The organism is Mesomycoplasma molare (assembly GCF_024918955.1).
Taxonomy (GTDB): Bacteria; Bacillota_I; Bacilli_A; order Mycoplasmatales; family Metamycoplasmataceae; genus Mesomycoplasma_A; species Mesomycoplasma_A molare.
In genome coordinates this window covers 374,833-397,423 of the sequence record NZ_CP103423.1, presented here as the reverse complement: position 1 = coordinate 397,423, position 22,591 = coordinate 374,833, and the positions used below count along the sequence as shown (strand labels likewise).

Annotated in this window: 19 protein-coding genes and 2 tRNA genes; 9 read left to right on the top strand and 12 right to left on the bottom strand. The window is 23.4% G+C overall.

Translation table 4 applies throughout. The features are described 5' to 3' along the window. Nucleotides 1-71: 71 nt before the first annotated feature. From NX772_RS01825 to NX772_RS01815, 3 genes are read left to right on the top strand one after another with little or no spacing between them, the layout of a single operon-like run. Complete coding sequence (locus tag NX772_RS01825; RefSeq protein WP_027123273.1) at nt 72-1,241, top strand: ATP-binding cassette domain-containing protein; 1,170 nt, start codon at nt 72-74, stop codon at nt 1,239-1,241. Beyond that, the gene (locus tag NX772_RS01820) at nt 1,234-2,157 is read left to right on the top strand and encodes a sugar ABC transporter permease (RefSeq protein ID WP_027123272.1); all 924 of its coding nucleotides are present in this window, start codon (nt 1,234-1,236) and stop codon (nt 2,155-2,157) included. Before NX772_RS01825 ends, NX772_RS01820 begins: the two co-directional genes overlap by 8 nt. Further along, on the top strand, nt 2,142-2,954 hold the full coding sequence (locus tag NX772_RS01815) for an ABC transporter permease family protein (protein WP_027123271.1): 813 nt from the start codon (nt 2,142-2,144) through the stop codon (nt 2,952-2,954). The genes NX772_RS01820 and NX772_RS01815 overlap by 16 nt, the downstream gene beginning before the upstream one ends. Before the next feature lie 38 nt (nt 2,955-2,992). Here the strand turns inward: NX772_RS01815 and NX772_RS01810 are convergent, their stop codons facing one another. The 5 genes from NX772_RS01810 to NX772_RS01790 form a co-directional block, all read right to left on the bottom strand. Further along, nucleotides 2,993-4,054: a hypothetical protein gene (locus NX772_RS01810; protein WP_027123270.1), complete on the bottom strand. Its 1,062-nt coding sequence runs from the start codon at nt 4,052-4,054 to the stop codon at nt 2,993-2,995. Nucleotides 4,055-4,125: 71 nt separating this feature from the next. Then, nucleotides 4,126-4,211, bottom strand: a tRNA-Leu gene (locus NX772_RS01805). Nucleotides 4,212-4,214: 3 nt separating this feature from the next. Next, a tRNA-Ser gene (locus NX772_RS01800) sits at nt 4,215-4,305 on the bottom strand. A gap of 121 nt (nt 4,306-4,426) precedes the next feature. Further along, on the bottom strand, nt 4,427-5,701 hold the full coding sequence (locus tag NX772_RS01795; RefSeq protein WP_027123269.1) for an LlaJI family restriction endonuclease: 1,275 nt from the start codon (nt 5,699-5,701) through the stop codon (nt 4,427-4,429). Beyond that, the gene (locus tag NX772_RS01790) at nt 5,682-7,343 is read right to left on the bottom strand and encodes an AAA family ATPase (RefSeq protein WP_259429405.1); all 1,662 of its coding nucleotides are present in this window, start codon (nt 7,341-7,343) and stop codon (nt 5,682-5,684) included. The genes NX772_RS01795 and NX772_RS01790 overlap by 20 nt, the downstream gene beginning before the upstream one ends. Nucleotides 7,344-7,516: 173 nt before the next feature. On the opposite strand from NX772_RS01790, the gene ybeY reads away from it, so the two are divergent. The 4 genes from ybeY (at nt 7,517) to NX772_RS01770 (ending at nt 11,020) form a co-directional block, all read left to right on the top strand. After that, a complete protein-coding gene (ybeY, locus tag NX772_RS01785) occupies nt 7,517-7,975 on the top strand; it encodes an rRNA maturation RNase YbeY (RefSeq protein ID WP_036450126.1) in 459 nt (152 codons plus the stop codon). Between the two features lie 2 nt (nt 7,976-7,977). Next, on the top strand, nt 7,978-8,367 hold the full coding sequence (gene cdd / locus NX772_RS01780; protein ID WP_027123266.1) for a cytidine deaminase: 390 nt from the start codon (nt 7,978-7,980) through the stop codon (nt 8,365-8,367). 1 nt (nt 8,368) lies between these two features. After that, complete coding sequence (era, locus tag NX772_RS01775; RefSeq protein ID WP_027123265.1) at nt 8,369-9,241, top strand: GTPase Era; 873 nt, start codon at nt 8,369-8,371, stop codon at nt 9,239-9,241. A gap of 153 nt (nt 9,242-9,394) precedes the next feature. Next, on the top strand, nt 9,395-11,020 hold the full coding sequence (locus NX772_RS01770; protein ID WP_027123264.1) for a DUF4116 domain-containing protein: 1,626 nt from the start codon (nt 9,395-9,397) through the stop codon (nt 11,018-11,020). 627 nt (nt 11,021-11,647) lie between these two features. Here NX772_RS01770 and NX772_RS01765 read toward each other — a convergent pair. The 3 genes from NX772_RS01765 to NX772_RS03985 are packed head-to-tail and all read right to left on the bottom strand — an operon-like array spanning nt 11,648 to nt 12,278. Then, nucleotides 11,648-11,866: a hypothetical protein gene (locus NX772_RS01765; RefSeq protein WP_259429404.1), complete on the bottom strand. Its 219-nt coding sequence runs from the start codon at nt 11,864-11,866 to the stop codon at nt 11,648-11,650. Further along, entirely contained in the window at nt 11,812-12,102 is a 291-nt protein-coding gene (locus NX772_RS01760; protein WP_259429403.1) for a hypothetical protein, read from the bottom strand. The genes NX772_RS01765 and NX772_RS01760 overlap by 55 nt, the downstream gene beginning before the upstream one ends. A gap of 59 nt (nt 12,103-12,161) precedes the next feature. After that, a complete protein-coding gene (locus tag NX772_RS03985) occupies nt 12,162-12,278 on the bottom strand; it encodes a helix-turn-helix domain-containing protein (RefSeq protein WP_416388937.1) in 117 nt (38 codons plus the stop codon). 285 nt (nt 12,279-12,563) lie between these two features. On the opposite strand from NX772_RS03985, the gene NX772_RS01755 reads away from it, so the two are divergent. Together NX772_RS01755 and NX772_RS01750 are read left to right on the top strand one after the other, a co-directional pair. Beyond that, nucleotides 12,564-15,455, top strand: a complete 2,892-nt coding sequence (locus NX772_RS01755) for a DUF4116 domain-containing protein (RefSeq protein ID WP_259429402.1) — start codon at nt 12,564-12,566, stop codon at nt 15,453-15,455. Then, nucleotides 15,448-17,175 carry a DUF262 domain-containing protein gene (locus tag NX772_RS01750; RefSeq protein WP_051542226.1) on the top strand — a complete coding sequence of 576 codons (1,728 nt, stop codon included), beginning with the start codon at nt 15,448-15,450 and terminating at the stop codon, nt 17,173-17,175. Before NX772_RS01755 ends, NX772_RS01750 begins: the two co-directional genes overlap by 8 nt. Nucleotides 17,176-17,263: 88 nt before the next feature. Here NX772_RS01750 and NX772_RS01745 read toward each other — a convergent pair whose 3' ends face one another. From NX772_RS01745 to NX772_RS01730, 4 genes are read right to left on the bottom strand one after another with little or no spacing between them, the layout of a single operon-like run. Continuing rightward, nucleotides 17,264-19,000, bottom strand: coding sequence for a hypothetical protein (locus tag NX772_RS01745; RefSeq protein WP_027123642.1), 1,737 nt, complete (start codon nt 18,998-19,000; stop codon nt 17,264-17,266). Between the two features lie 3 nt (nt 19,001-19,003). Then, complete coding sequence (locus NX772_RS01740) at nt 19,004-20,341, bottom strand: ABC transporter ATP-binding protein (protein WP_027123643.1); 1,338 nt, start codon at nt 20,339-20,341, stop codon at nt 19,004-19,006. After that, nucleotides 20,331-21,554 (bottom strand): ABC transporter ATP-binding protein, encoded by a 1,224-nt coding sequence (locus NX772_RS01735; protein ID WP_036450423.1) that lies wholly within the window; start codon nt 21,552-21,554, stop codon nt 20,331-20,333. Before NX772_RS01735 ends, NX772_RS01740 begins: the two co-directional genes overlap by 11 nt. 7 nt (nt 21,555-21,561) lie before the next feature. After that, nucleotides 21,562-22,590: an ABC transporter permease gene (locus NX772_RS01730; RefSeq protein ID WP_027123645.1), complete on the bottom strand. Its 1,029-nt coding sequence runs from the start codon at nt 22,588-22,590 to the stop codon at nt 21,562-21,564. Nucleotide 22,591: the final 1 nt, after the last annotated feature.

Here is a 22,591-nt window from a genome sequence, read left to right as displayed (position 1 = left end):
AACTTTTATTATTAAAATTTAATGAATTAATTTATTAAATAACTTAAATAATGTTTTGGTAAAATTTTTATGTGAAAAATATTATTGAAATTGAAAATTTAAAAGTTATAAAAAATAATAAAAATATTATTGATATTCCTAAATTAGAAATAAAAGAGAATTTTATCGTTTCTATTGTAGGACCCTCCGGAGCAGGAAAAACGACCTTATTAAATGTTATTTCCGGTTTTGAAAATAATATAAAAGGAAAAATAAAAATCAAAAACGATCTAAGCATAGATGAAATTGGTTATATTTTGCAGAACAATATTTTATATGAAGAAATTTCCGTATTCAATAATATTTTTCTTAGCGCTAAAAATTCTTTTAAATGAAGAAAAAAAACAAGAATAAAACTTATAAACGATTTTTTTATTAACAATAATTTAAAAATTCAAGAAAAAAATTTAAAATTTTTTAATCATTATATTTATAATGAAAAAAGTAAAAAAGAAAAAATACTTTTTGCTTTTTTATATTTTAAATTATTATTTTCCATGATTATTAAAAACAAAAAGACTAAAAAATTTTTAAATTTTATAAGTATTAAAAAAGAATTTAAAAAAGAGATTGATGAAATTTCAAAAATTTTAGAAATTGAAAATATTTTAAACTTAAAAACTAAAAATCTTTCAGGAGGACAAAAACAAAGAGTTGCTTTCGCAAAAGCAATAATTAAAAAAAATAAATTATTCCTTTTAGATGAATCATTTTCTTCTCTTGATCCTAAAATAAAGGAAAAAAGCTTAGATTGATTAGTAAAAATAAAAAAAGAATTTAACTTAAGCATATTACTAGTTACGCATGATCAAAGTGATGCAATAAAAATTAGTGACTATCTATTAATTTTAAAAGATGGAAAAATAGAACAATTTAATAGAGTTGAAGAAGTATTAAATAATCCAAATAATTTTTTTGTTTTAGATTTTTTTAGTACCTTACCAATAAATAAATTTTTTTGAAATAACAATGATATATTTATTAAGTCTCAAGATATAAAAATTGATAAAAAAGATATTTACAGTCAAAAAGGTGAAATTATAAAAATAGAAAGGCTACCTATTTTTTATATTTATCACGTTAAAGAAGTAGAAACTAATAATATAATAAAAATAGCATCTAAAGAAAGTGATTTTTATTTAAAAGAAATGATTTCTTACTCAATAGATTATGCAAAAGGAATAAAATTAACTAATGAATAAAAACATTAAAGCAAAAGTTAAAAATTTATTTTTCTTTATTCCTTTTTTATTGTTTATAAGTTTGTTTCTAATTTTACCTTTATTGAAAACATTTTATGAATCTTTTATTGTTTTTGCTAAATACAAAAAAACATCTTATAGTTTTGGGATAGAAAATTTTGTTAAAGTTTTTAATGATAATAATTTCTATATATCTATCAAAAATTCTTCTTTTTTATTTTTTGTTCCTACCTTCTTTTCTATTTTAGTTTCCTTTATTTTTTCTTATAATCTTGCTAAATTATTAATAAAAAAGAAAAACAATTTATTTTTGAGAATAATTTATTCACAATTTTTTATTTCTAATTTTGCTATAGGAATTGCATTTTTAATATTATTTGGGGAAAAGAATTTATTTTTTAAACTATTTAATTCAAATAAAAGTTTTTTAAACGGAAATGAAAGGATTAGTATTTTACTTTATTATTTTATTTTTCAAGTATGAAGATCATTACCTTTTAATATAGTAATTTTCACCTTTGCATTCTTACAATTAAATACAAAATATAAGTTACCATTTTTTCAAGATAATTTAACTTTTAAAGACAAATTTATAAATATTTATATTAAAGAATTTCAAAAATATTTTAAATTAATTTTTTATACAAATTCCATTTTTAGTTTTTTATTGTATCCTGGTTCCATTTTACCAGAAGAAAAAATTGAGCACCTTGAAGCTCAAACTATTGCAAGTTATATAATTAATTTAATTAATCCTATTAATGGAGGAATAGAAATTGATCCACATAAAGCATATGCTGCAAGTTTTATTATTTTAATTTATATATTCTTTCTTTTTTCTTGTTTTTATATTAGCATAAAAATATTAAAGAAAGTAATCTATATAATGAGGGAGAAAAAATGAAAAAAATTATAAAAGTTACAATAATTTTTTTATTATTATTTTTGTTATTATTTTTTATTTTTTTTCCTATTTACTTTTTAATTCTTGTTTCTTTAAAAAGTAATCAATCATTTTTAAATAATGAATACTCTTTAATTATAGATGAGTGAAATTTTAAAAATTATTCTTTTTTGAAAGAATTTGATTTTTGAAAGGCTATTTTAATTTCGCTTATAAGTAGTTTTGTTTTAATAATAATAAGAATGATTATTTATTTTGGATTTATTATTTCTTTTTATAATTTTTCCAATAAATTTAAAAAAACTATTCAATTAATTTTAATGATTTTATTTATTATTCCTGAATTTTCTATTTTTTTATCTTTAAAAAATATTTTAAATATTTTAAATATTAGTTCTAATTTAAACTATTTCTCTTTAATTTCAAATTCTTTATTTTCTTTTTTTCTATTAAATAATATGCTTTTTAATTACACAAAAACCAAAGACAAATATTATAAAATAATAATTATTGATAATTTAAATTTTTTAGAACAATTAAAACTAATTTATTGAAAAGAAATGAAGCATTCTTTTTTTATGTTAGTAGTTTTTAGCTTTATTACTACATGAAATGATTTTCTTTGGGTTAATTTTCTTTTATCAGGATCTGAAGATAAAACATTAGCAATATGATTTAGATACTACGCTCCTATACCAACGGGAGGATATTTTTTAAATTTACAAGCTGCTGGAGCTTTTGTTTCTATTTTCATTCCAATCACTATTTACTTTATTTTTAGCAAACAAATTACAAAAATTGATTTATAAAAAGTAACGAGTTTAAACATTTGTTACTTTTATTATTTTTATTTTCTTTTTCTTTTTTTCAAAATAAAAAAACTTATGGTTACTAATGAAACTATAGAAATTAAAGAGGCAGTAATTCCTATCATAATGTTTTTAAATGGCTTATTTGTTTGTTTAATTTCTTCTTTTTCTTTATTATTACTATTTGGATCTGAAATTTCCGTGTTTTCTTTCTCTCTATTTTTTTCCTCAGGAGTTTCAGGATTTTCTTTTGAACCATCATTTTTTTCTTCAGGAACAGCATGTGTAGTTTCTTCTTTAGGTTCTACTTCCTCTGGGGGAAAATTTAATTTGATTTCTTGGTAGATGTCTTCAACAATATTTTTATTTAAATGTGTTCTTAATTCTGTAATTATAGGTCTAAATTCATTTAAAGTACTATTTAAAGTTAGTGAGCTAGGATTAGTTCCTGTTGTTATATTTATTATTTTAGATACTAATTGCACTACTTTCTCGTCATCTTTATGTTCGTTTAAATATTTAAGAGCTTCAAATTCTAATAAAACTACCCTTAATAACAATTGGTCTTCCGTTTGTTTGGTGATATACTCGCTAAACACTTTTTCCCTTTTAATTTTATTTTGAAAATTGTTTTCATCATTAACTGTTGTTTTTAAAAAATTAGTTAAATATTCTAAATAATTAAATTTTTCTTTTTTAAAAAGAGGGAAAAAACTTGATCAACTTAGTTCAAAATCTTGAAAATTGTTTTCATAATTTTTCAGGTTAGGAAAACTATCTATATATTTGGAAAATGGTAATTCTTCAACTTCATCATTAGTTTCTAAAATTCTTTTCAAAATTTCATAATCTATCGACATTGATCGACTCATATTTTTAGCAAAAAATTCATAGTATTTATAAAAATAAGATAATTCTTTAAATTCTTTGTACCTATCGGGAGGATTAAAAGAATTTAAAAAAGTAGCAAAATATTCTTCATTATGAATATTCTGACTATTTTTATCATAACTCACAACTGTATTTTCAGTGTTATAAACCACAGAAATAGGTTGAGATAACAATAATGTTGTTTTTAAAAAAGATAATAAATTTTTCATATTGGTCCTTTCGCTTAAAAGACAAAAAAACTATCCCAAAAGAATAGTTTAATAAGGTCATTTGTGTGATATGGTGCTCAGAACGGGACTTGAACCCGTATGCAATCTCTTGCACTAGAACCTCAATCTAGCGTGTATACCATTTCACCACCTGAGCAAATGGCGGAATAGACAGGATTTGAACCTGCGCGAGAGTTGCCCCTCCTAATACGTTTCCAACGTATCCCCTTCAGCCTCTTGGGTACTATTCCATTTTATTTAATTATATATTTTAATTATAAAAAATAAAAACATTTTATAATTTTATTATTATAACTAAATAAAAATCACAGATTAATAGTTTAAAAATAACTATTTTTAGTTGACCAATAGTTATAATTTATTAATTTGGTTTTCAACGTTTGAAATTTTAATAATTAAATCTTTTATATTTGCGTGATATTTTTTGTTATTTCAAATATTAATAAGATATTTTAAATCAATTAAAAAGGTATGTATAATTTCATGTTTATGTTTGCTTGCTCTATAATCAGATTTAGCAAAACCAATATATTCCAAATTATTTGATAAATTCAAAGAATTTTTTTGTTTATTATATGGCAAAATAAAAATATTTCTTATCTTATCACTATTAATCAATTTATTATTTTTAATATAATCACCGTATGTAATTTGTTTTTGTATAGATGATATTTTAGGCAAATCACTTTTGTCATTTGTATATCCAAATCTATAAAACTTTGAATCTATAATATAGGTATAATTCTCATATTCTAAAATAGTATCCGGTCTAAGTTCACTACTTTTATAAGGTTTTGTAAAGTTTTCTATTTCGAAAAATCAATTTGCTGATGGATTATAATTGTTAGCTTTTTTATTCCCAAATATATAATTTATCATTTTTTCAAAAATAAAAGAATACTTATCAACTCCATAAACGATTTCTTCATTATTTTTTTCTCCATCTAAACCTTCTATAATATTCAATAGATGAGTTAGTCTAACTTTTTTAAAATCGTTAAATGTTTTATGTAATTCTTTCTTTAGTATCTCTTTATATAGTTTTTTAATTTCTCTTGTATGAGGCTTTGTTTCGATAAAAAAAGAATTGTTAATGTTAAAAAGTCATCCAAATAAATCAATACTCTTTTTAACACAATATTTATGAATGTCAACAATTATATTATCTAATTTATTTTTATTTAAAACTACTATATCTTTATAAATAACATTGCGATTACTTATCATTGGCTGATTATTAATAGTTCTTTTTCAATCAATTTTACCTTTTTGATTTTTTTCAAAAACATTTTCTCTATTAATGTATAAACCATTTACTAGATAGTCTTTAATAATTCATAAAATAGACGGTAAAGGTAATATATTGTCATTTGAATATGAAGATTCTATTTTCGCTTCAGGATTAGATAATGAATTTGCTATTGAAATAGTATTTAAAATCTCTAATATGTCTTTTCTATTTTCCTCAATTGATGCTTTATCATCAAAATTATAAGTTTCTGGATAATAAAAATCAATTTTATTATTTTTTATTTTTAAACCAACAAATGAATCGTTAATTTTATTTGTAACAGAATGATAAAAAATTTTAAACTTATTATCTATTTTACTCTCTTTCGATAACATTCTTATTAAATACCTCTAAACCTTTTTCTTTATATTTTTGCACCAAATGATCTAAGGTTTTTATTGTTGGGTCAAATCATTTTTCTCTCTGAAATTTTGCCACATCAGATCATAAATATTCTAAAAATTTATAAGCAAATTCTTCAATTTCTTCATCTGATGATTTTATTTCTATTTTAGATCTCATTCCTTTTGGATTAATAAAATAGATACCAATTTGTTTATCTTCATTATTAAAATTATCAGTATTTTCTACCATATAATTGTTAATTAAAACTACCAAGTCCTTTCACGTAATATCAGCGCCAGGAACATATAAATCCTTAAATTTATGATCTTGTTTAAATTCGTTTATTATTTTTTTATATTTTCATCTTCTTTTAAATGCTGTGTCTAATGTAAAAACGTTTTGGTCAGAAGTATTCATTGTAGCAAAAATTGATAAATTTGACGGGATTCTTATCTCCTTAAGTTCATAATTATTATTTTTATTTAAATATTTAATAATATGAGTATTTACAATTGGATAAATACTTTTACCTTTATCATCTCTATCTAGTAATTGAAATATATCTCCAAATATACTAGATGCATTTCCTCTATTAAGTTCTTCAATAATTAAAGCTACTCTTTCATTAGGATTTAATATAGCCATTTCTAATGCTAGAGTAAATGGACCTGGATTAAATTCGTATGAAACCCTTTCTTTTTCAACGATTGGCAAGATTTGTCCCACAAAGTCAGTATTGCTATAATCCTGATAAAATGTAGTTCTTATTTTGTTGCTATAATTCTTAGTTAAAACATTATCAACATAATATGACTTACCACAACCAGGTGTTCCATAAATAATTAAATTTTCCCCTTTTTCATTTTCACTTACAAAGTCTTGTTTAATATTTTCTATTTCATCTTTAAGTTTAGTTTTACTTTTTTTTTTTTTTTTTGTTTCAGTAAATAAGTTTAATTTTAATAAAATGTCATTTAAAAACACATTATGAATCTCTAGTTCATTTGCTATTAATGCAAGTTGACCGTTTTTTATAAAATTATTTTCCCCTTTTTTTATCTCCATCTTATCTAAAATTTTATCTAAATTGCTTTTTGTATAAAAACAACTAAATTTTTCTGGATATAAAATGTGAAGATATTTTAATACTCATCATTTTTCTAACAAAGAAAAATTATAATTTTTTAAATTTTTAAAATTCTCATAATCTTCTATAGTTCTAAAACTTGTATTTTCAATTAAATCAAATCATTTAACTAATGAATCCCGTATTATAGTAGTTATTTCTATCGCCTTTTCTTCACTAACTTTTTCTTTAGAGCTAGTTATTCAAGAGTTATTTTTTTCTGAAAAATGCAAATCAAATTTATATGAAGAAACTCCTCTTAAACTACCAAATTCTTTATAAACGAATTCTAAGTTATATATTAAACTTTTATATAATGACCTTTTAGTTTCAAAAAATTTTTTTGGTGCAAAAAATCTATATAACAATTCTTTACCCTCTAATGATGAAATGGAATCTTTGCTATATAAATTTTTAAATTTATCATATTTTATTTTCTTATCTTCATAATTATAATTATTGTTATTATATTCGTTAATTATTTGTTCTTTTATAATATTTTTCATTTTTCACCTTCTTTTTTGTTACAAATAGATTTTAACGTTTAAAGCTAAATAAATATAATAACATTAAACATTAATTCTTTTTTTATATTTATTAACTTAGATAAATTATAAATTAAATTAAATTAAACTATATATTTTAATTATAAAAAATAAAAATATTTTATAATTTTGTTATGATAATTGAAAAAAACATTTTAAATTTTTCTAATGCTACAAATTATAAATTTAGATTTTTAAAAGAATTTAAAGAAATCTTAGAATTGGCTCAAAAAGAATTTAATTCAAAAAAGAAAATTTCTGTTGATTTACTTTTGACAAATAATGAAGAAATTAAAAAAATTTCTAATTTATATAGAAACAAAAATAAAGAAACAGATATTTTATCTTTTCCAACTAATTGAGATGAATTAAGTTTTTTAGATTATTTGCCTTTAGGTGAAATTATTATATCTTTTGAAAAGGTAAGATCTCAGGCTAAAGAATATGGACATTCTATCAAAAGAGAATATTGTTATTTATTTGCTCATGGAATTGCTCATTTATTTGGTTTTGATCATTTAACAAAAGAAGAAGAAGATAAAATGAATTATCATGTTGATAATATTATGAAAAAAATGGAGATAACAAGATAAAAATGTATTTAAAATTAAAAAAATTATTAGATAATGCATATGCACCATATTCAAATTTTCCTGTAGCTGCGATATTAAAAGATAAAGATGAAAAAGAATGAAATGGAGTTAATGTAGAAAATGCTGCATATCCATCAGGGTTATGTGCTGAAAGAAGTGCATTATTTGGTGCAATTTCATACGGTTTTAAACCTAAAAGCATTGTTGAAATTCATATAATTTCAAAGAAAAAAGATTTTATAGCGCCTTGCGCTGGTTGTAGACAAGTTATGACAGAGTTAATGCCACAAGATGCTAAAGTTTTTCAATACGGAATTGAAGGTCAATGTAGAGTTAATACTGTTAAAGAATTGGTTCCATATTGAATAGCTCCAGAGGATATTATTGCCTAGTATGAAAACTTGTTTTGTTGCTATAATAGGTAGACCAAATGTAGGTAAATCTTCTTTATTAAATTCTATATTAAATTACAATTTGTCAATTGTAAGTCCAAAACCACAAACAACAAGAGATAAAATTAATGGAATATATAATGAAAATGATTATCAAATAATTTTTATAGATACTCCAGGTATTCATAAAAGTCAACAAAAACTCGGTGATGCTTTAAACAATAATTCTTATGATTCTCTAAAAGATGCAGATCTAATTTTATTTTTACAACCTGCTGATCAAGAAATTGGAAAAGGTGATTTAATGATTATTGATAAAATTAAAAATTTTAAAAATAAAATAGCATTAATAACAAAAGTTGATCAAATTGAGGACAAAAAAATATTAGAAAATAAAGCTTTTCAATTAAAAAATAATGGTTTTAATTTGATTTTAGGAACTTCAATTAATTACAAACAAACTATAAATGACTTAATTTTAGAAATAAAAAAATACGCTTATGAATCTGAACCTTTTTACTCAACTGAAGATATAACAGATGTAAGTATGAGATTTATGGCAAAAGAAATCATAAGAAAAAACGCAATTAATTTATTAAAGGACGAAATACCACATAATATTGCTGTTATAATCGATGATTTTATAGAAGAATCTGAAGATTTTTTCCAAATTAATGCAACAATTTATGTTTCTAGAGATTCACAAAAAGGTATAGTTATTGGCAAAAATGGTTCTATGATTAAACAAATAGGTATTAATTCTAGAAAAGAATTAGAAGAAAACTTTTCTGCCAAGATAAATTTAACAACTAATGTTAAGGTAAGTAAAAATTGAGTTAATAATGAAAAAATTATTAAAAAAATGGGATACTAAACAATTGGGTACTAAATAATAGTGCTCAATTTTTATTTAAAAAAAATTAAATAAAAATTCAATAATTTTCCATATTTTTATATCTTTTTCAATAAATTCTTCTTTTTTTTTTTTTTTTATTTGGCTAAAATAATAAAAGAAAGGTGTTAAAAAATGGAAAATAAAGAACTTTATAAAAAAGTAAAAACGGAATTAATTGAATTTTGTAATAAAAATGATATTTTTAAAGAAGTGGATAATAATCTTTCTGACATTGATCTTATTATAGAAATTATTACTTCAAAAGATTTTTTATTTAAAGAAAATGAATTAGTGGATAATTGACAATATATTAGTCCTATTTTATTTGAAAATGAATATTTTATTGAAATATTACTTGATGAAATATCTACTAACCAATATGGGACATTAATATTGATTTTTTTAAAAGAATATATATCTAAAAATATTTTAGATGATATAAAAACAATTTCAAATATGAACGAAAGTTATTATATATATTTCACTTTTTTAAGTGATGGAAAATATAAAATATCAGATTTTCAAAAAGTTAAAGATATTAAAATGACTATTCCAGATTATAAAAATCTAGAAAAAAAAGATAAGGAATTAATTATTGAATTAATCAAAGAAAATCCAAAACGTTTTCATTATCTTGCTGAAAACTTAAAAACAGATAAGGAATTTGTTTTAGAAATGGTTTCTAAACAAGGATTAATTTTACAATATGTTACAAATGATTTTAAACAAGAAAAAAATATCGTTTCTAAAGCTGTTAAAAATAATGGAAATGCTTTAGAGTTTGCTTCTGATGAACTGAAAAATGATAAAACAATAGTTTTAGAAGCTGTTAGAAACAAAGGTTATTCTTTAAAATTCGCTTCTAACAAATTAAAAAATGATAGAGAAGTTGTGCTAGAAGCTGTTAGAAGTGATGGTGAGTCATTTGAATATGTATCAAATAATCTAAAAAATGATAAAGAAGTTGTGTTGGAAGCCGTTAGAAATAACGGGAAAGCTTTAGAGTTTGCTTCTGATGAATTAAAAAGCGATAGAGAAGTTGTGCTAGAAGCTATTAGAAGTGATGGTTCTATTTTAGAAGAAATTTCTGATGAATTTCAACAAGATCAAGAGATTCTTTTAGAAGCGGTTGAAAATTATACTCCTGCATTAGAATTTGCTTTAGATTATTTAGAAAATGATGAAGACTTTTTATTAGATATTATAAAAGATGATGAAGAAGCGTTATTTTATGTTTCCGATGACTTAAAAAGTAACAAAGATTTTATCTTAAAAGTTGTCAAAGAAAATGGTAATTCTTTAGAATTCGCTTCTGAGGAATTAAAAAATGATAGAGAAGTTGTTCTAGAAGCAATCAAAAATGAAGGTTATTCTTTAGAATTCGCTTCTGATGAGTTAAAAAATGATAAAGAAATTGTACTAGAAGCTGTTAGAAGTTATGGTAGATCATTTCAATACGCATCAAATAACTTAAAAAATGATAGACAATTCGTTTTAAATATAGTTAATATTAATGGTAATTCTTTACAATATGTTTCCGATACTCTAAGAAATGATAAAGAAGTTGTCTTAAATGCTATTAAAAATAATTCAGCAAGTTTTAATTTTGCTTCCAAAGAATTAAAAAACGATAAAGATATTTCTTTAGAAGCTATTAAAAATAATTTTTTAGAATCTCTATTTTACATAAACATAAATTACAAACTAAAAGACATAATAAATTTAAGATTTGATTTTGATAACATAAATAATAAATAGTTTAAATTTGAATTTAATTAGATGATATTTACCTACTTATAAAAAGTATTGACATCAAGAAATAGGTCAATACTTTTTCCTAAAATGCAAATTGAAGTCCACCAGTAGTTTTTATTATAAAAACATTGTACTACAATTTACAATATTTTATACCCCCTATTTACTATTAAGGGGGTGAAGGGGATATCCCCTTCTTTTAATTCCGCTTGTAAAGCGGTTTTTTATTAATGAAGTTAATAAAAATTATGGGGCAAAATTTTTCGACCCTTTCATTATTTTCTTGTAATAATCTTGTAATTTTTAATAGTTTTAATTAATATTTATTTAATTTTTCTATTTCTTCTTCATATACGTCAAAAGCGCATTTTCCTTCTAGTATGTCTCTATTCATAAAATTTATTCTTTTTCAAGATTTAATATTTCTTCTCGAGAGACTTTATTAAAATCAGTCCCTTTTTATAAACTCTTCTTATAAGTCCGTTAAAATTTTCATTAGTTCCTCTTTGAAAAGAAGCGTATTTATCAGTTTTATAAATTTTAATTCCTAATTTTTTGCTAATATTCCAACCGCATTAAATTCAATTCCATTATCAAAAGTAATACTTTCAACAGGTAATTCTAGTGTATTTATTCTTTCATAAAGAACTTTATTAATGTAAAAGGGTTTTTACTTGAAACTTTTACAATTATTCCCAACCTACTTTTTCTTTCCACTAAAGTTAAAAGACTAGAATGGCCTGCGGATTTTTTACCTATAACTAAATCCCCTTCTCAATGACCAAATGTTTCTCTTAAATCAATATGTTTTGGTCTAGCTCAAATAGGAAATACATACTTTGACTGCACAAGTCTTTCAATAACGTTATTTTTCTTTTTCCGCCTTTTGTATAGTGCTTTCTTAATCTATCTTTATTAGTTAATACTCATTTTCCTGTATTAATCCAATTAAAAACAGTCCTTAGTGAAGGGATTTTAATGTTTTTGACCCCTTCTTTTATTAGATTGTAAGTCATTTTTATTCCGCATGTTGCTTTGTTAAAATTATCTTTAATAAGTTTGCTAAATTCTTTATAATCATCCATTTGAGAAAAGAAAAACAATCTTTTATGTTTATGTCTTATTTTGGCTTTTTCATTTGCTATTAAATGATCATAAAATCCGTAAAAATTTGAATTTCTTTTAATTCTCTTGACACTGTTGAGTGATTGACATTAAGAAAATTAGCAATTTGTCTAATTGAATATTTTTTATAAAACAATTTCTCTATTAAAAATCTTTTTCAGCATTTAAATGCGAATAATGCTTTGTTGTATTATAATTCATATGATCCTTTCAATAAAAAGTATGTTGTCTTAAATTTTTATAGGTAGTTTTTTTATTTAAAAAATCAAGTGCAACCACTTTTTAATTTTACATTATAGTGGTGCACTTGATTTTGCATTCAGGGAGTATTGACATCAAGAAATAGGTCAATACTTTTTATTTTTCCCAAATACTTCTTTTTTTTTTTTTTTTTGTTTAAAATGAAATAAAGGAGAAATACATGGAAAACAAAGAACTTTATAAAAAAGTAAAAAAAGAATTAGTTAATTTTTGTGAGGAAAACAATATTTTTAACAACGAAATTAATTATCACACATTCGGTACATCAAATGATATTGATTTCATTGTAAAACTTATTAGTTCAAAAATTTTTATAATTAAAAATAATAAATTTGTAGATAATTGGAAAAATATTGATCCGCTTTTATTTGAAAAAGAACAATTTATTATTGCGCTTTTTGATGAATTAAGCATTAATTATAATGAAGAATTTTTTCTGTTTAATGAAGATAATGGAATTATAAAAACACTTATTTTATTTCTATTGAAAGAATATATTTCAAAAAAAATAATAAATGATAAAAACTTTATTATTCAGAATTATGAAAAATACTATTTTATACTTTCTTTTTTAAATAACGAAATATGAAAATTAGATAAAATAAAAAAAATAATTTCAAAAGATGAGGATATATCAAAAGTGATCTTTTTTAAAGAGTTGTTAGAAAATAAAGAATTAGCAATTCCTCATATCGAAAAAGATATTGAAATATTTTATTTACTTCCTGATTCATTAAAAAACGATAGAGAAATTGTGTTGGAAGCTTTAAAACAAGATGGAACTGCTTTAGAATATGCTTCTGATTCATTAAAAAGTGATAGAGAATTTATTTTAGAGGCTGTAAAAGAAAAAGGAAATGCTTTAGAATATGCGTCTGATTCATTAAAAAGTGATAGAGAATTTATTTTAGAGGTTGTAAAAGAAGAATGACATGCTTTAGAATATGCGTCTGATGAATTAAGAAGTGATAAAGAAATTGTGTTGGAAGCTTTAAAACAAGATGGATGAGCTTTAAAATATGCGTCTGATGAATTAAGAAGTGATAGAGAAATTGTGTTGGAAGCTTTAAAACAAGATGGATGAGCTTTAGGATATGCGTCTGATGAATTAAAAAGTGATAGAGAAATTGTGTTGGAAGCTTTAAAACAAGATGGAACAGCTTTACATTATGCATCTGATTCATTAAAAAGTGATAGAGAAATTGTGTTGGAAGCTGTGAAACAAGATGGAACTGCTTTAGAATATGCGTCTGATGAATTAAGAAGTGATAGAGAAATTGTTTTAGAGGCTGTAAAACAAAATGGAATGGCTTTAAGATATGTGTCTGATTTACTAAAAAGTGATAGAGAATTTATTTTAGAGGCTGTGAAAAAAAATGGATGAGCTTTAGGATATGCATCTGATGAATTAAAAAGTGATAGAGAAATTGTGTTGGAAGCTTTGAAACAAGATGGAACTGCTTTAGAATATGTGTCTGATGAATTAAGAAGTGATAGAGAATTTATTTTAGAGGCTGTAAAAGAAAATGAAACGGCTTTAGAATATGCGTCTGATGAATTAAAAAGTGATAGAGAAATTGTTTTAGAATCTATCAAACAAAATGGAATGGCTTTAAGATATGTGTCTGATTCGTTAAAAAGTGATAGAGAAATTGTTTTAGAAGCTATCAAACAAAATGGAATGGCTTTAAAATATGTGTCTGATTTGTTAAAAAGTGATAGAGAAATTGTATTGGAAGCTTTAAAAGAAGATGGAATTGCTTTAAGATATGTGTCTGATTCGTTAAAAAGTGATAGAGAATTTATTTTAGAGGCTGTAAAAGAAAATGGATGAGCTTTAGAATATGCGTCTGATGAATTAAAAAGTGATAGAGAAATTGTGTTGGAAGCTTTGAAACAAGATGGAACTGCTTTAGAATATGCGTCTGATGAATTAAAAAGTGATAGAGAAATTGTGTTGGAAGCTGTCAAACAAAATGGAACAGCTTTACATTATGCATCTGATTCGTTAAAAAGTGATAGAAAAATTGTGTTGGAAGCTGTGAAACAAGATGGATGAGCTTTAGAATATGCGTCTGATTCATTAAAAAGTGATAGAGAAATTGTGTTGGAAGCTTTGAAACAAGATGGATGAGCTTTAAAATATGTGTCTGATTCACTAAAAAGTGATAAAGAATTTATTTTAGAGGCTGTAAAAGAAAAAGGAAATGCTTTAGAATATGCGTCTGATTCATTAAAAAGTGATAAAGAAATTGTGTTGGAAGCTGTCAAACAAAATTGAATGGCTTTAGAATATGCTTCTGATACATTTAAAAACAATAGAGAAATTGTATTGGAAGTTCTGAAACAAAATTGAATGGCTTTAGAATATGCTTCTGATTCATTAAAAAGTGATAGAGAATTTATTTTAGAGGCTGTAAAAGAAAATGGATGAGCTTTAAAATATGCTTCTGATACATTTAAAAACAATAGAGAAATTGTATTGGAAGTTCTGAAACAAAATTGAATGGCTTTAGAATATGCTTCTGATTCATTAAAAAGTGATAGAGAATTTATTTTAGAGGCTGTAAAAGAAAATGGATGAGCTTTAGAATATGCGTCTGATTCATTAAAAAGTGATAGAGAAATTGTTTTAGAAGCTGTCAAACAAAATGGAACAGCTTTACATTATGCATCTGATTCGTTAAAAAGTGATAGAGAAATTGTGTTGGAAGCTGTGAAACAAGATGGAAGAGCTTTAAAATATGTATCTGATGAATTCAAAAGTAATAGAGAAATTGTGTTGGAAGCTGTGAAACAAGATGGAAGAGCTTTAGAATATGCGTCTGATTCATTAAAAAGTGATAGAGAATTTATTTTAGAAGCTGTTAAAATAAATGAATTAGTATTTTTTTTCACTTCTTATGAAATAATGAATGATAAAGAATTTTTATTAGAATTAATAAAAAAAGTTAACTTACCTATATTTTTTGTAAATAATAAAAATTTAAATCTTAAAGATATATTAAACATAGAAATAAACTTTAAAAATAAAGAGGATAAAAATGAATAATATAAACGAAAATAAAAAAACAATTTTTAATTTATTAAGCGAAAGTCAAGAAAAGGAATTTTTAATTCCTGAGTATCAAAGACCATATTCTTGAACTGAAGAACAAGTAGAGACTCTTTTTAATGATATTTGAGACTTTTATTTAAGTAAAAACGATTTAAATAAAGAAGAAAACTATTTTTTAGGTTCTATAGTTTCTTTTATAAATTCTGAAAAACAAAATGAAATAATAGATGGTCAACAAAGAATAACATCTTTATTATTACTATTAAGGGCAATACATAAAATTTTAGAAAATTCTTCTCAACAATCTGAAGAAGCTAAACAATTATCTAAAGATATAGAGATTTGTATTTGAAAAATAAATAATAAAATTTCTAGAACTATTGATAAAAATTCTTTAACAATTAAATCAGAAGTTATAAATAAAAAAGAAGAAGAAATTTTTCAAAATATTTTAATTACAGGAGAAGCTAAAGAAAAAGCAAAAGATAATTACTCAAAAAATTACATAAAATTAGAAAAACTTATAGAAGAAAAAATGAAAAATGAAGCTGAAGGAATATATAATTTTTTCTATATAATTATTCATGAAGTGGTTGTATTTCCTATAACTGCTAATTCTCAAGATACAGCATTAACTATCTTTTTTACATTAAATAATAGAGGAATGTTACTTTCTGATTCTGATATTTTTAAATCTAGTATATATAAAAGTTTAGTTAATAAAGAAGAAAAAGATCAATTTATATCAAATTGAAAAAATATAGAAGATAGTTCTAAAAATGTAAATGAATCAATGCAAAGTTTATTTTATTACTATATGTTTTACATAAGAGCAACCAAGAATGATACCAAGTCTACTACTCCAGGTGTAAGAAACTTCTTTTTAAAATATTTTAAAGAAGAAAAAGATGCAAATCTACATAATAAAATAATTGAATCTTTAGAAAAAATCAACGAATTATGACACATCATTTTTAAATTGCATGAAAATTTACAAGATAAAAATCAAAAATTTAAATGAACTAAAAATAAAAATATACTTAAATCGCTAGATATACTGACTTTTTATCCGAATGAATTTTGAAAATATCCTGTAGTTAACTTCTTTTTAACTAATTACGATAAGTTATTAGAAAATGATGATACAACAGAAAAAGAATTTGAAATATTTTTAAAAAAGTTTAGCGCTTGAATATTATTAGAATACATAGATCAACCTAATATTAACTATATAAAACCAAGAATTGTTCAATTAAATAATTTGATTTTTAAAAGAGATTTAAATATAAATTCTTTTTTAACTAATAGTATTAACTATGAGATTTTTAAAGAAAAAGTTAAAATTCCACACAATAATATTTTAAAAATGATTTTAAAAGCAGTTACTTATCATTTATATAAACAAGAAGATTTGTTACCAAAAATTTGAGAAACAGAACATATAAAACCTAAAAGTTGAATTGCTTATTCAACTGATAAAGAAACAGAAAAAGAGTTTATAGAACAAATAGGTAATAAAATTCCTATAGAAAAATCTACTAATATTAAAGCTAGTGATGATTGTTTCACAATTAAGAAAGGGATATATGAAAATTCAAACATTGAAGTTCTTAAAAACCTTTCTAATTCAAAAATAGAAAATTGAAACAATGACAAAATTGAAGAAAGAACTAAGTTTATAACTGAAGGACTTTGAGAAATATTAAATAAATAGCCAAAAAAAACACTTTATTAACTTTATACGTTCTGAATTTTATAAATTTAATTAAAAAAAATCTAGATAAGATCTAGATTTTGTTTTTTTAACGTAAATTATTAATCCCTTTTAAAAATTCTTTTAGTTCATTAAAATCAAATGGAATTTTTTCTGTGAAATTTCCTGCTCTATTGGCTTCTTTTTTAAGAATATTACCATCTAAATCCGTTCCGCTTAACGCTATGTATACTTCTTCATAAAAATATCCGTCAATTATCGCCTTATCAATTGTATATAATAATCTAGAAATATTAATTCTTGTAGTTCTATATGTATCTTCTGATAACCTATTTTTAAAGAAATATTGCTTATAAGGTTCTGAAGCATTTACTGTTTGTGGAGTTCCATAAAATTCTTCAATTACTGCTTCTTTTAATTCAAATAATTTTTGTCTAATAAGTTTATCTTCTGCAGTTAAATCATATGTTCTAACTATTTCTGGTTTTCCTGATTTAATTAATTGGTTATTTCTAGATGTTCTTTGAGTTTCTAATCTATACTCTTTATCAGCGAAAGTTGTAGTTGAGCTAACTCTAGTTGAGGTATATGCAGATGTTATGAAAAAATCCTTTAAGTATTCAAATGTTAATTGTTTTTTATTTTCTAATTTCGGATCATTATCTGGATTATATAAAGGTTCTAGTTCTATATATGGTTTATATTTTCTAATTTCAGTTAAAATATTATTAGAAAATTCTTCAAGACTAGTTTTATCAGTAAATTCTTCTGCTTGAATACTAAATTGAGCGCCTTTTTCAGAATCATATCTTGAAAGTGATTTAGATCTTGTTAAAGCTCTTGTTCTTATTGTTTCTAATTCTTTTGAATATCTAGAAATTACCTCACCTAATGTAGTAACATGATTTTCGAATGTTGCATTTGTTTTATTAGCTTTTGATTCGAAAGTAGTGATTTTATCATCGGCTTTTTTATCCGTTAATTTTTCGATTCATGATAAAATAACATTCTTAAATCTTGATAAGACATTTGTATCAGTTTGATTTAATGAATTTTTAATTTCTGAAATAATAGAATTTATATTTTCTTCTGTTTTAGCTTCATCTAGTTTAGTTTCGAAAGATGGTCTATTACTTTCTTCTAAAATTTCTATATAAGCTTTTGCTAAAATTTTAGAACGATCTAATTTAGCTTTTTCTATTTTAGCAAATTCTGTTGCATCTAATTCTAATTCTTTATTTAAAAATTCTTCAAAAGCAAAGGTATCTGTGTATACTAAAACTTTCTCTAGTTCTTTTTTTAATTTATCTTTTCTAGATTCAATTCTAGTAGTTTCTATTTTTTCTGAAAATTCTGCTTTTTTAGAATTATATTCACTTTCTTTCTGTTTATTTAATTCATTAATGATTTCTTTTTTAGATTCATTAATTTTATTTTCAGTTTCACTTTGATTTAATTTAGAAATTAAAGCTTCTTTATTTTCAACTAGTTTATTTGCATATTTTTCAATAGTTTCTATCTTAAGATTAGAAAGATAATCATTAAAAGATTTTTGAATTTCTAAAAGTTTTTCTTTATTTGCTTTATTTTCTATTAAAGATAACTGAAATTCTAATTTTTTATTTGAAGAAATTTTTAAATTTAATTCATCTATTAATTGTTTTAAAATATCTTCATTACTTTCTGAAGCTTTATTATTATCATTATTATTAGCGTTGTTCGATCCATTATTAGAATTTATAGTTTCTTGGACTTGACATGAAACAACAGTTAATATAGGAGATAATCCTGCTAATAATAAAAAAGCTTTTTTACTTTTTTTCATTAATTAATATTTTCCTTTCTTTCATTTTTCTATTTCTTCTTTTGTAGCTAAAACATAATGATCATCATTAATTTTTATTCATTCTGGTTGATTATTTTTATCATATTTATGCATATTAGCATCATACACATAGCCTATTAAACTTCCTTTTTTGCCATGAATAGAAGGCACTGCATCTAATAAACTTTTAGTATAAGGGTGTAATGATTTATTCATTATCTCTTCTGTTTTTCCTATTTCTAGAATTCTTCCCTTGTTCATTACCGCGATTCGATCTGAAATATATTCCACCATACGCAAGTCGTGAGCTATAAATAAAATAGTTAAATTATATTTTTCTTTTAAATCATTAAAAATATTTACTACTTGCGCTTGTATTGAAACATCAAGCGCAGAAATTGGCTCATCAGCAACTAGTAACTGTGGTCTTAAAACTACTGCTCTAGATATACCAATTCTTTGTTGTTGTCCACCTGAAAACTCTAAAGGATACCTTGGTAAAACCGAATCATCTAATCCAACAGATTTTAAAATTTCTTTTACTAATTCTTTTTTTGCTTCTGATTCTGTAATTAAACTAAGATTATCTCTTTTTAGTTTTAGCTCTTTTAGTTTTAGAACTAAATCATTTTTTTTATCTTCTTCTAATTTAGTTAAAAGTTTTTCAAAAAGACAGTTATAACTTATAGAAGAGTTTTGTGCTATATTAAAATCTAATTCCTTTTCAAATTCAATATAAAATTGACTATTAAAGTTTTGGTCTTTTTTTATTAAATCATAAATTGTTTTTTTGGCTTCCTGATCAAAATTAAAAAGATATATCTCTTTAGAATTTTTAAAGTTAACTAATCCTTCAGAAACTATTTTTTCTACTGTAGCATGAGGGTTTAATGAGTTAGCTGGATCTTGAAAAATCATTTGAACTTTTTGAACCATAAACTCTTCAATTTTTTTGTATTCTTTTAGTTTTTTACCAATTTTAAAACCTCTAGTCATTTTTTTAGGTAAAACTTTATCTAATAAAGATATTTCACCAAAAGAATAAGGAACTAATCCTACGAGTGTTTTTCCAATTGTACTTTTCCCTGAACCTGATTCACCTACTAATCCTAAAACTTCACCTTTATAAATATTTAAATTAATATCTGAAACAGCTTTAAATTCCTTGCTACCTGAACCATAAACAATATCAACATTTCTTAATTTAGCTAAAATCTCTTCATTATGTTTAGGTTCCAACATCTCCTCTAGACCTTTAACATTTTTTCTAATTATTCTTTTTTTAAAGAAAGGATTTTTTTTGATTAAATAAGTTTTTTCAGATGATTGACTATTTTTCATTTAAATATTCCTTTCACAATTTTTGAATAACTTTTGGTGGATTGTATTTAGGAGCTTGCTTATCTAAAAGAGCTGATTTAACTCTATGAGTTTCTGAAACATAATAAAAATCTGGTTCAATTTCAAAGTCTCTTCCTAAAGCAAAATCATTTCTCACAGCAAAAGCATCACCTTTAATATTGTTTAAATTAGAAGGAACGCTTCCTCTAATAGTAGAAAGTCTTTCTCCTTTATTTAAATCTGGCATACTTAATATAAGTCCTCATGTATAAGGATGTTGTGGATAACGTAAAATTTCTTCTGATGTTCCTTCTTCTATAATTTGACCTGCATACATAATGGAAATATAATCTGCAATAGAAGCTACAACTCCTAAATCATGGGTAATAAAAACTATTGCTAATTTTAATTTCTCTTGTAAATTTTTAACAACGTCTAAAACTAGAGCTTGAACTGTAGGATCTAAAGCTGTTGTTGGCTCATCCATTACTAGAATTTTAGGTTCCAAAGCAACAATAGCTGCTATTACAACTCTTTGAACCATCCCTCCAGACATTTCATGAGGATAAAGTTTCATTACCGCTTCTGGATCATTTATTTTTGTTAACTTTAAAAACTCAACAGCTCTATCATAAGCTTCTTTTTTAGTTTTAACAATTTTGTTTAAAAGCATTCCTTCAATGATTTGATCTCCTACTTTCATTGTTGGATTTAATGTAGACATAGGATTTTGAAATACTGCCGAAACGATTCTTCCTCTAAAATTCGATTTTTCTCAATCTTTTAATGAAAATTTTTCAACATTATTATTGTAAAGTTTTATTTCTCCCGAATCAATTACTGCATTATTCCCTGGTAAACCATAAAGTAAAGAAGTAATAACAGATTTACCTGATCCTGATTCTCCAATTATCGCATGAACTTTACCTTCATAAATTTTTAAAGAAGTTCCTCTTAAGACTTTATTTTTTTCTCCAGGTCTTGCTGGGTTTAAAAAAGATAAATGAATATCATCAATTTGAGCTGCAATTTTTAATTTTTCCCCACTTTTTAAAGTTTTATATTTAGCATTAGATAGAATTTTTTCTAAATCAAAACTTTTTTTGTTTCTTTTATTAGATAAAAAATTAAAAAGATATTTTTTAATTTTTGAATATTGTTTTTTTATTCTAAGCCAAAAATATTTTAATGTTCTTTTATAATTCTTTTTCATAAAACCTCTATCTTTGTCTTCTTAAAGAATCTTGTACACTAGATCCAATTAATTGAACACTAGTTGTAATTAAAACTAAAAATGTAGAAGGCACAAAAACATATCTTAAATAAGTTGGGAAATCCTTTTGTCCATCAGAAATCAAATTACCTAATGTAGGAATATCTTCTATTGCTAATCCTATAAAAGATAAAGAAGTTTCTGATAAAACGACTCCAGGAATTGTAAAAACTAATTGGGTAATTAATATTGGTAAAATTACAGGTACATAATTTAACAAAATTTTATAAATTGGTGTTCCTAAAACTTTTGATGCTGATACTCATTCAAAATTTTTTGCTCTTTTTACTTGTGCTCGAATTTGGTTAGCCATACCTGTTCAAGATGTTAAAGAAAGTGATAAAGCAATTACTCAAAATGTCGGTTTAGCTATAATTGTAATTAAAATTAAAATTAATATAGTAGGAACAACGGATAAAATTTTAATAATGAAAGTTAGAAATTTATCAAATTTATTAAATTGACCCATCATTATTCCGAAAGTTAAACCTATAAATACTTCAATAAATGTTACAACAAAAGCTAGTGCTAATGAATACCTTAAACCGTGTCATAAACGAGCTCAAAAGTCTCTTCCCAAACTATCAGTTCCAAATAAATGATAAATACCATTTGAATCGGTTTGATTAAATGTTAAGGAGCGATTATTTACATCACTTAAATTAGGGTCTAAAGTTGTAAAAGGAATAATTAAAGCTAATATTATAAGTACAAAAATTATTAATACGCCTAAAACTCCAGAAGAATTATTTGAATAACGATAAACAAATTCTTTGAATTTTTTAGATTGTGGTTTTAATTGCGAATCTATGTGGTAATCAAAAGTTTTACCGACTAATTTTCATGCTTGATATTGAAATGGTTGCAGCATTGGGTTAGGAGCTAATTTTAAGGTCTCCCTATCTATTTCATCTAGTTCTTTTTTAGCATTATTTTTTTGAAAGATTTTTTGTTTTATTTTATTAAAAAGTGACATT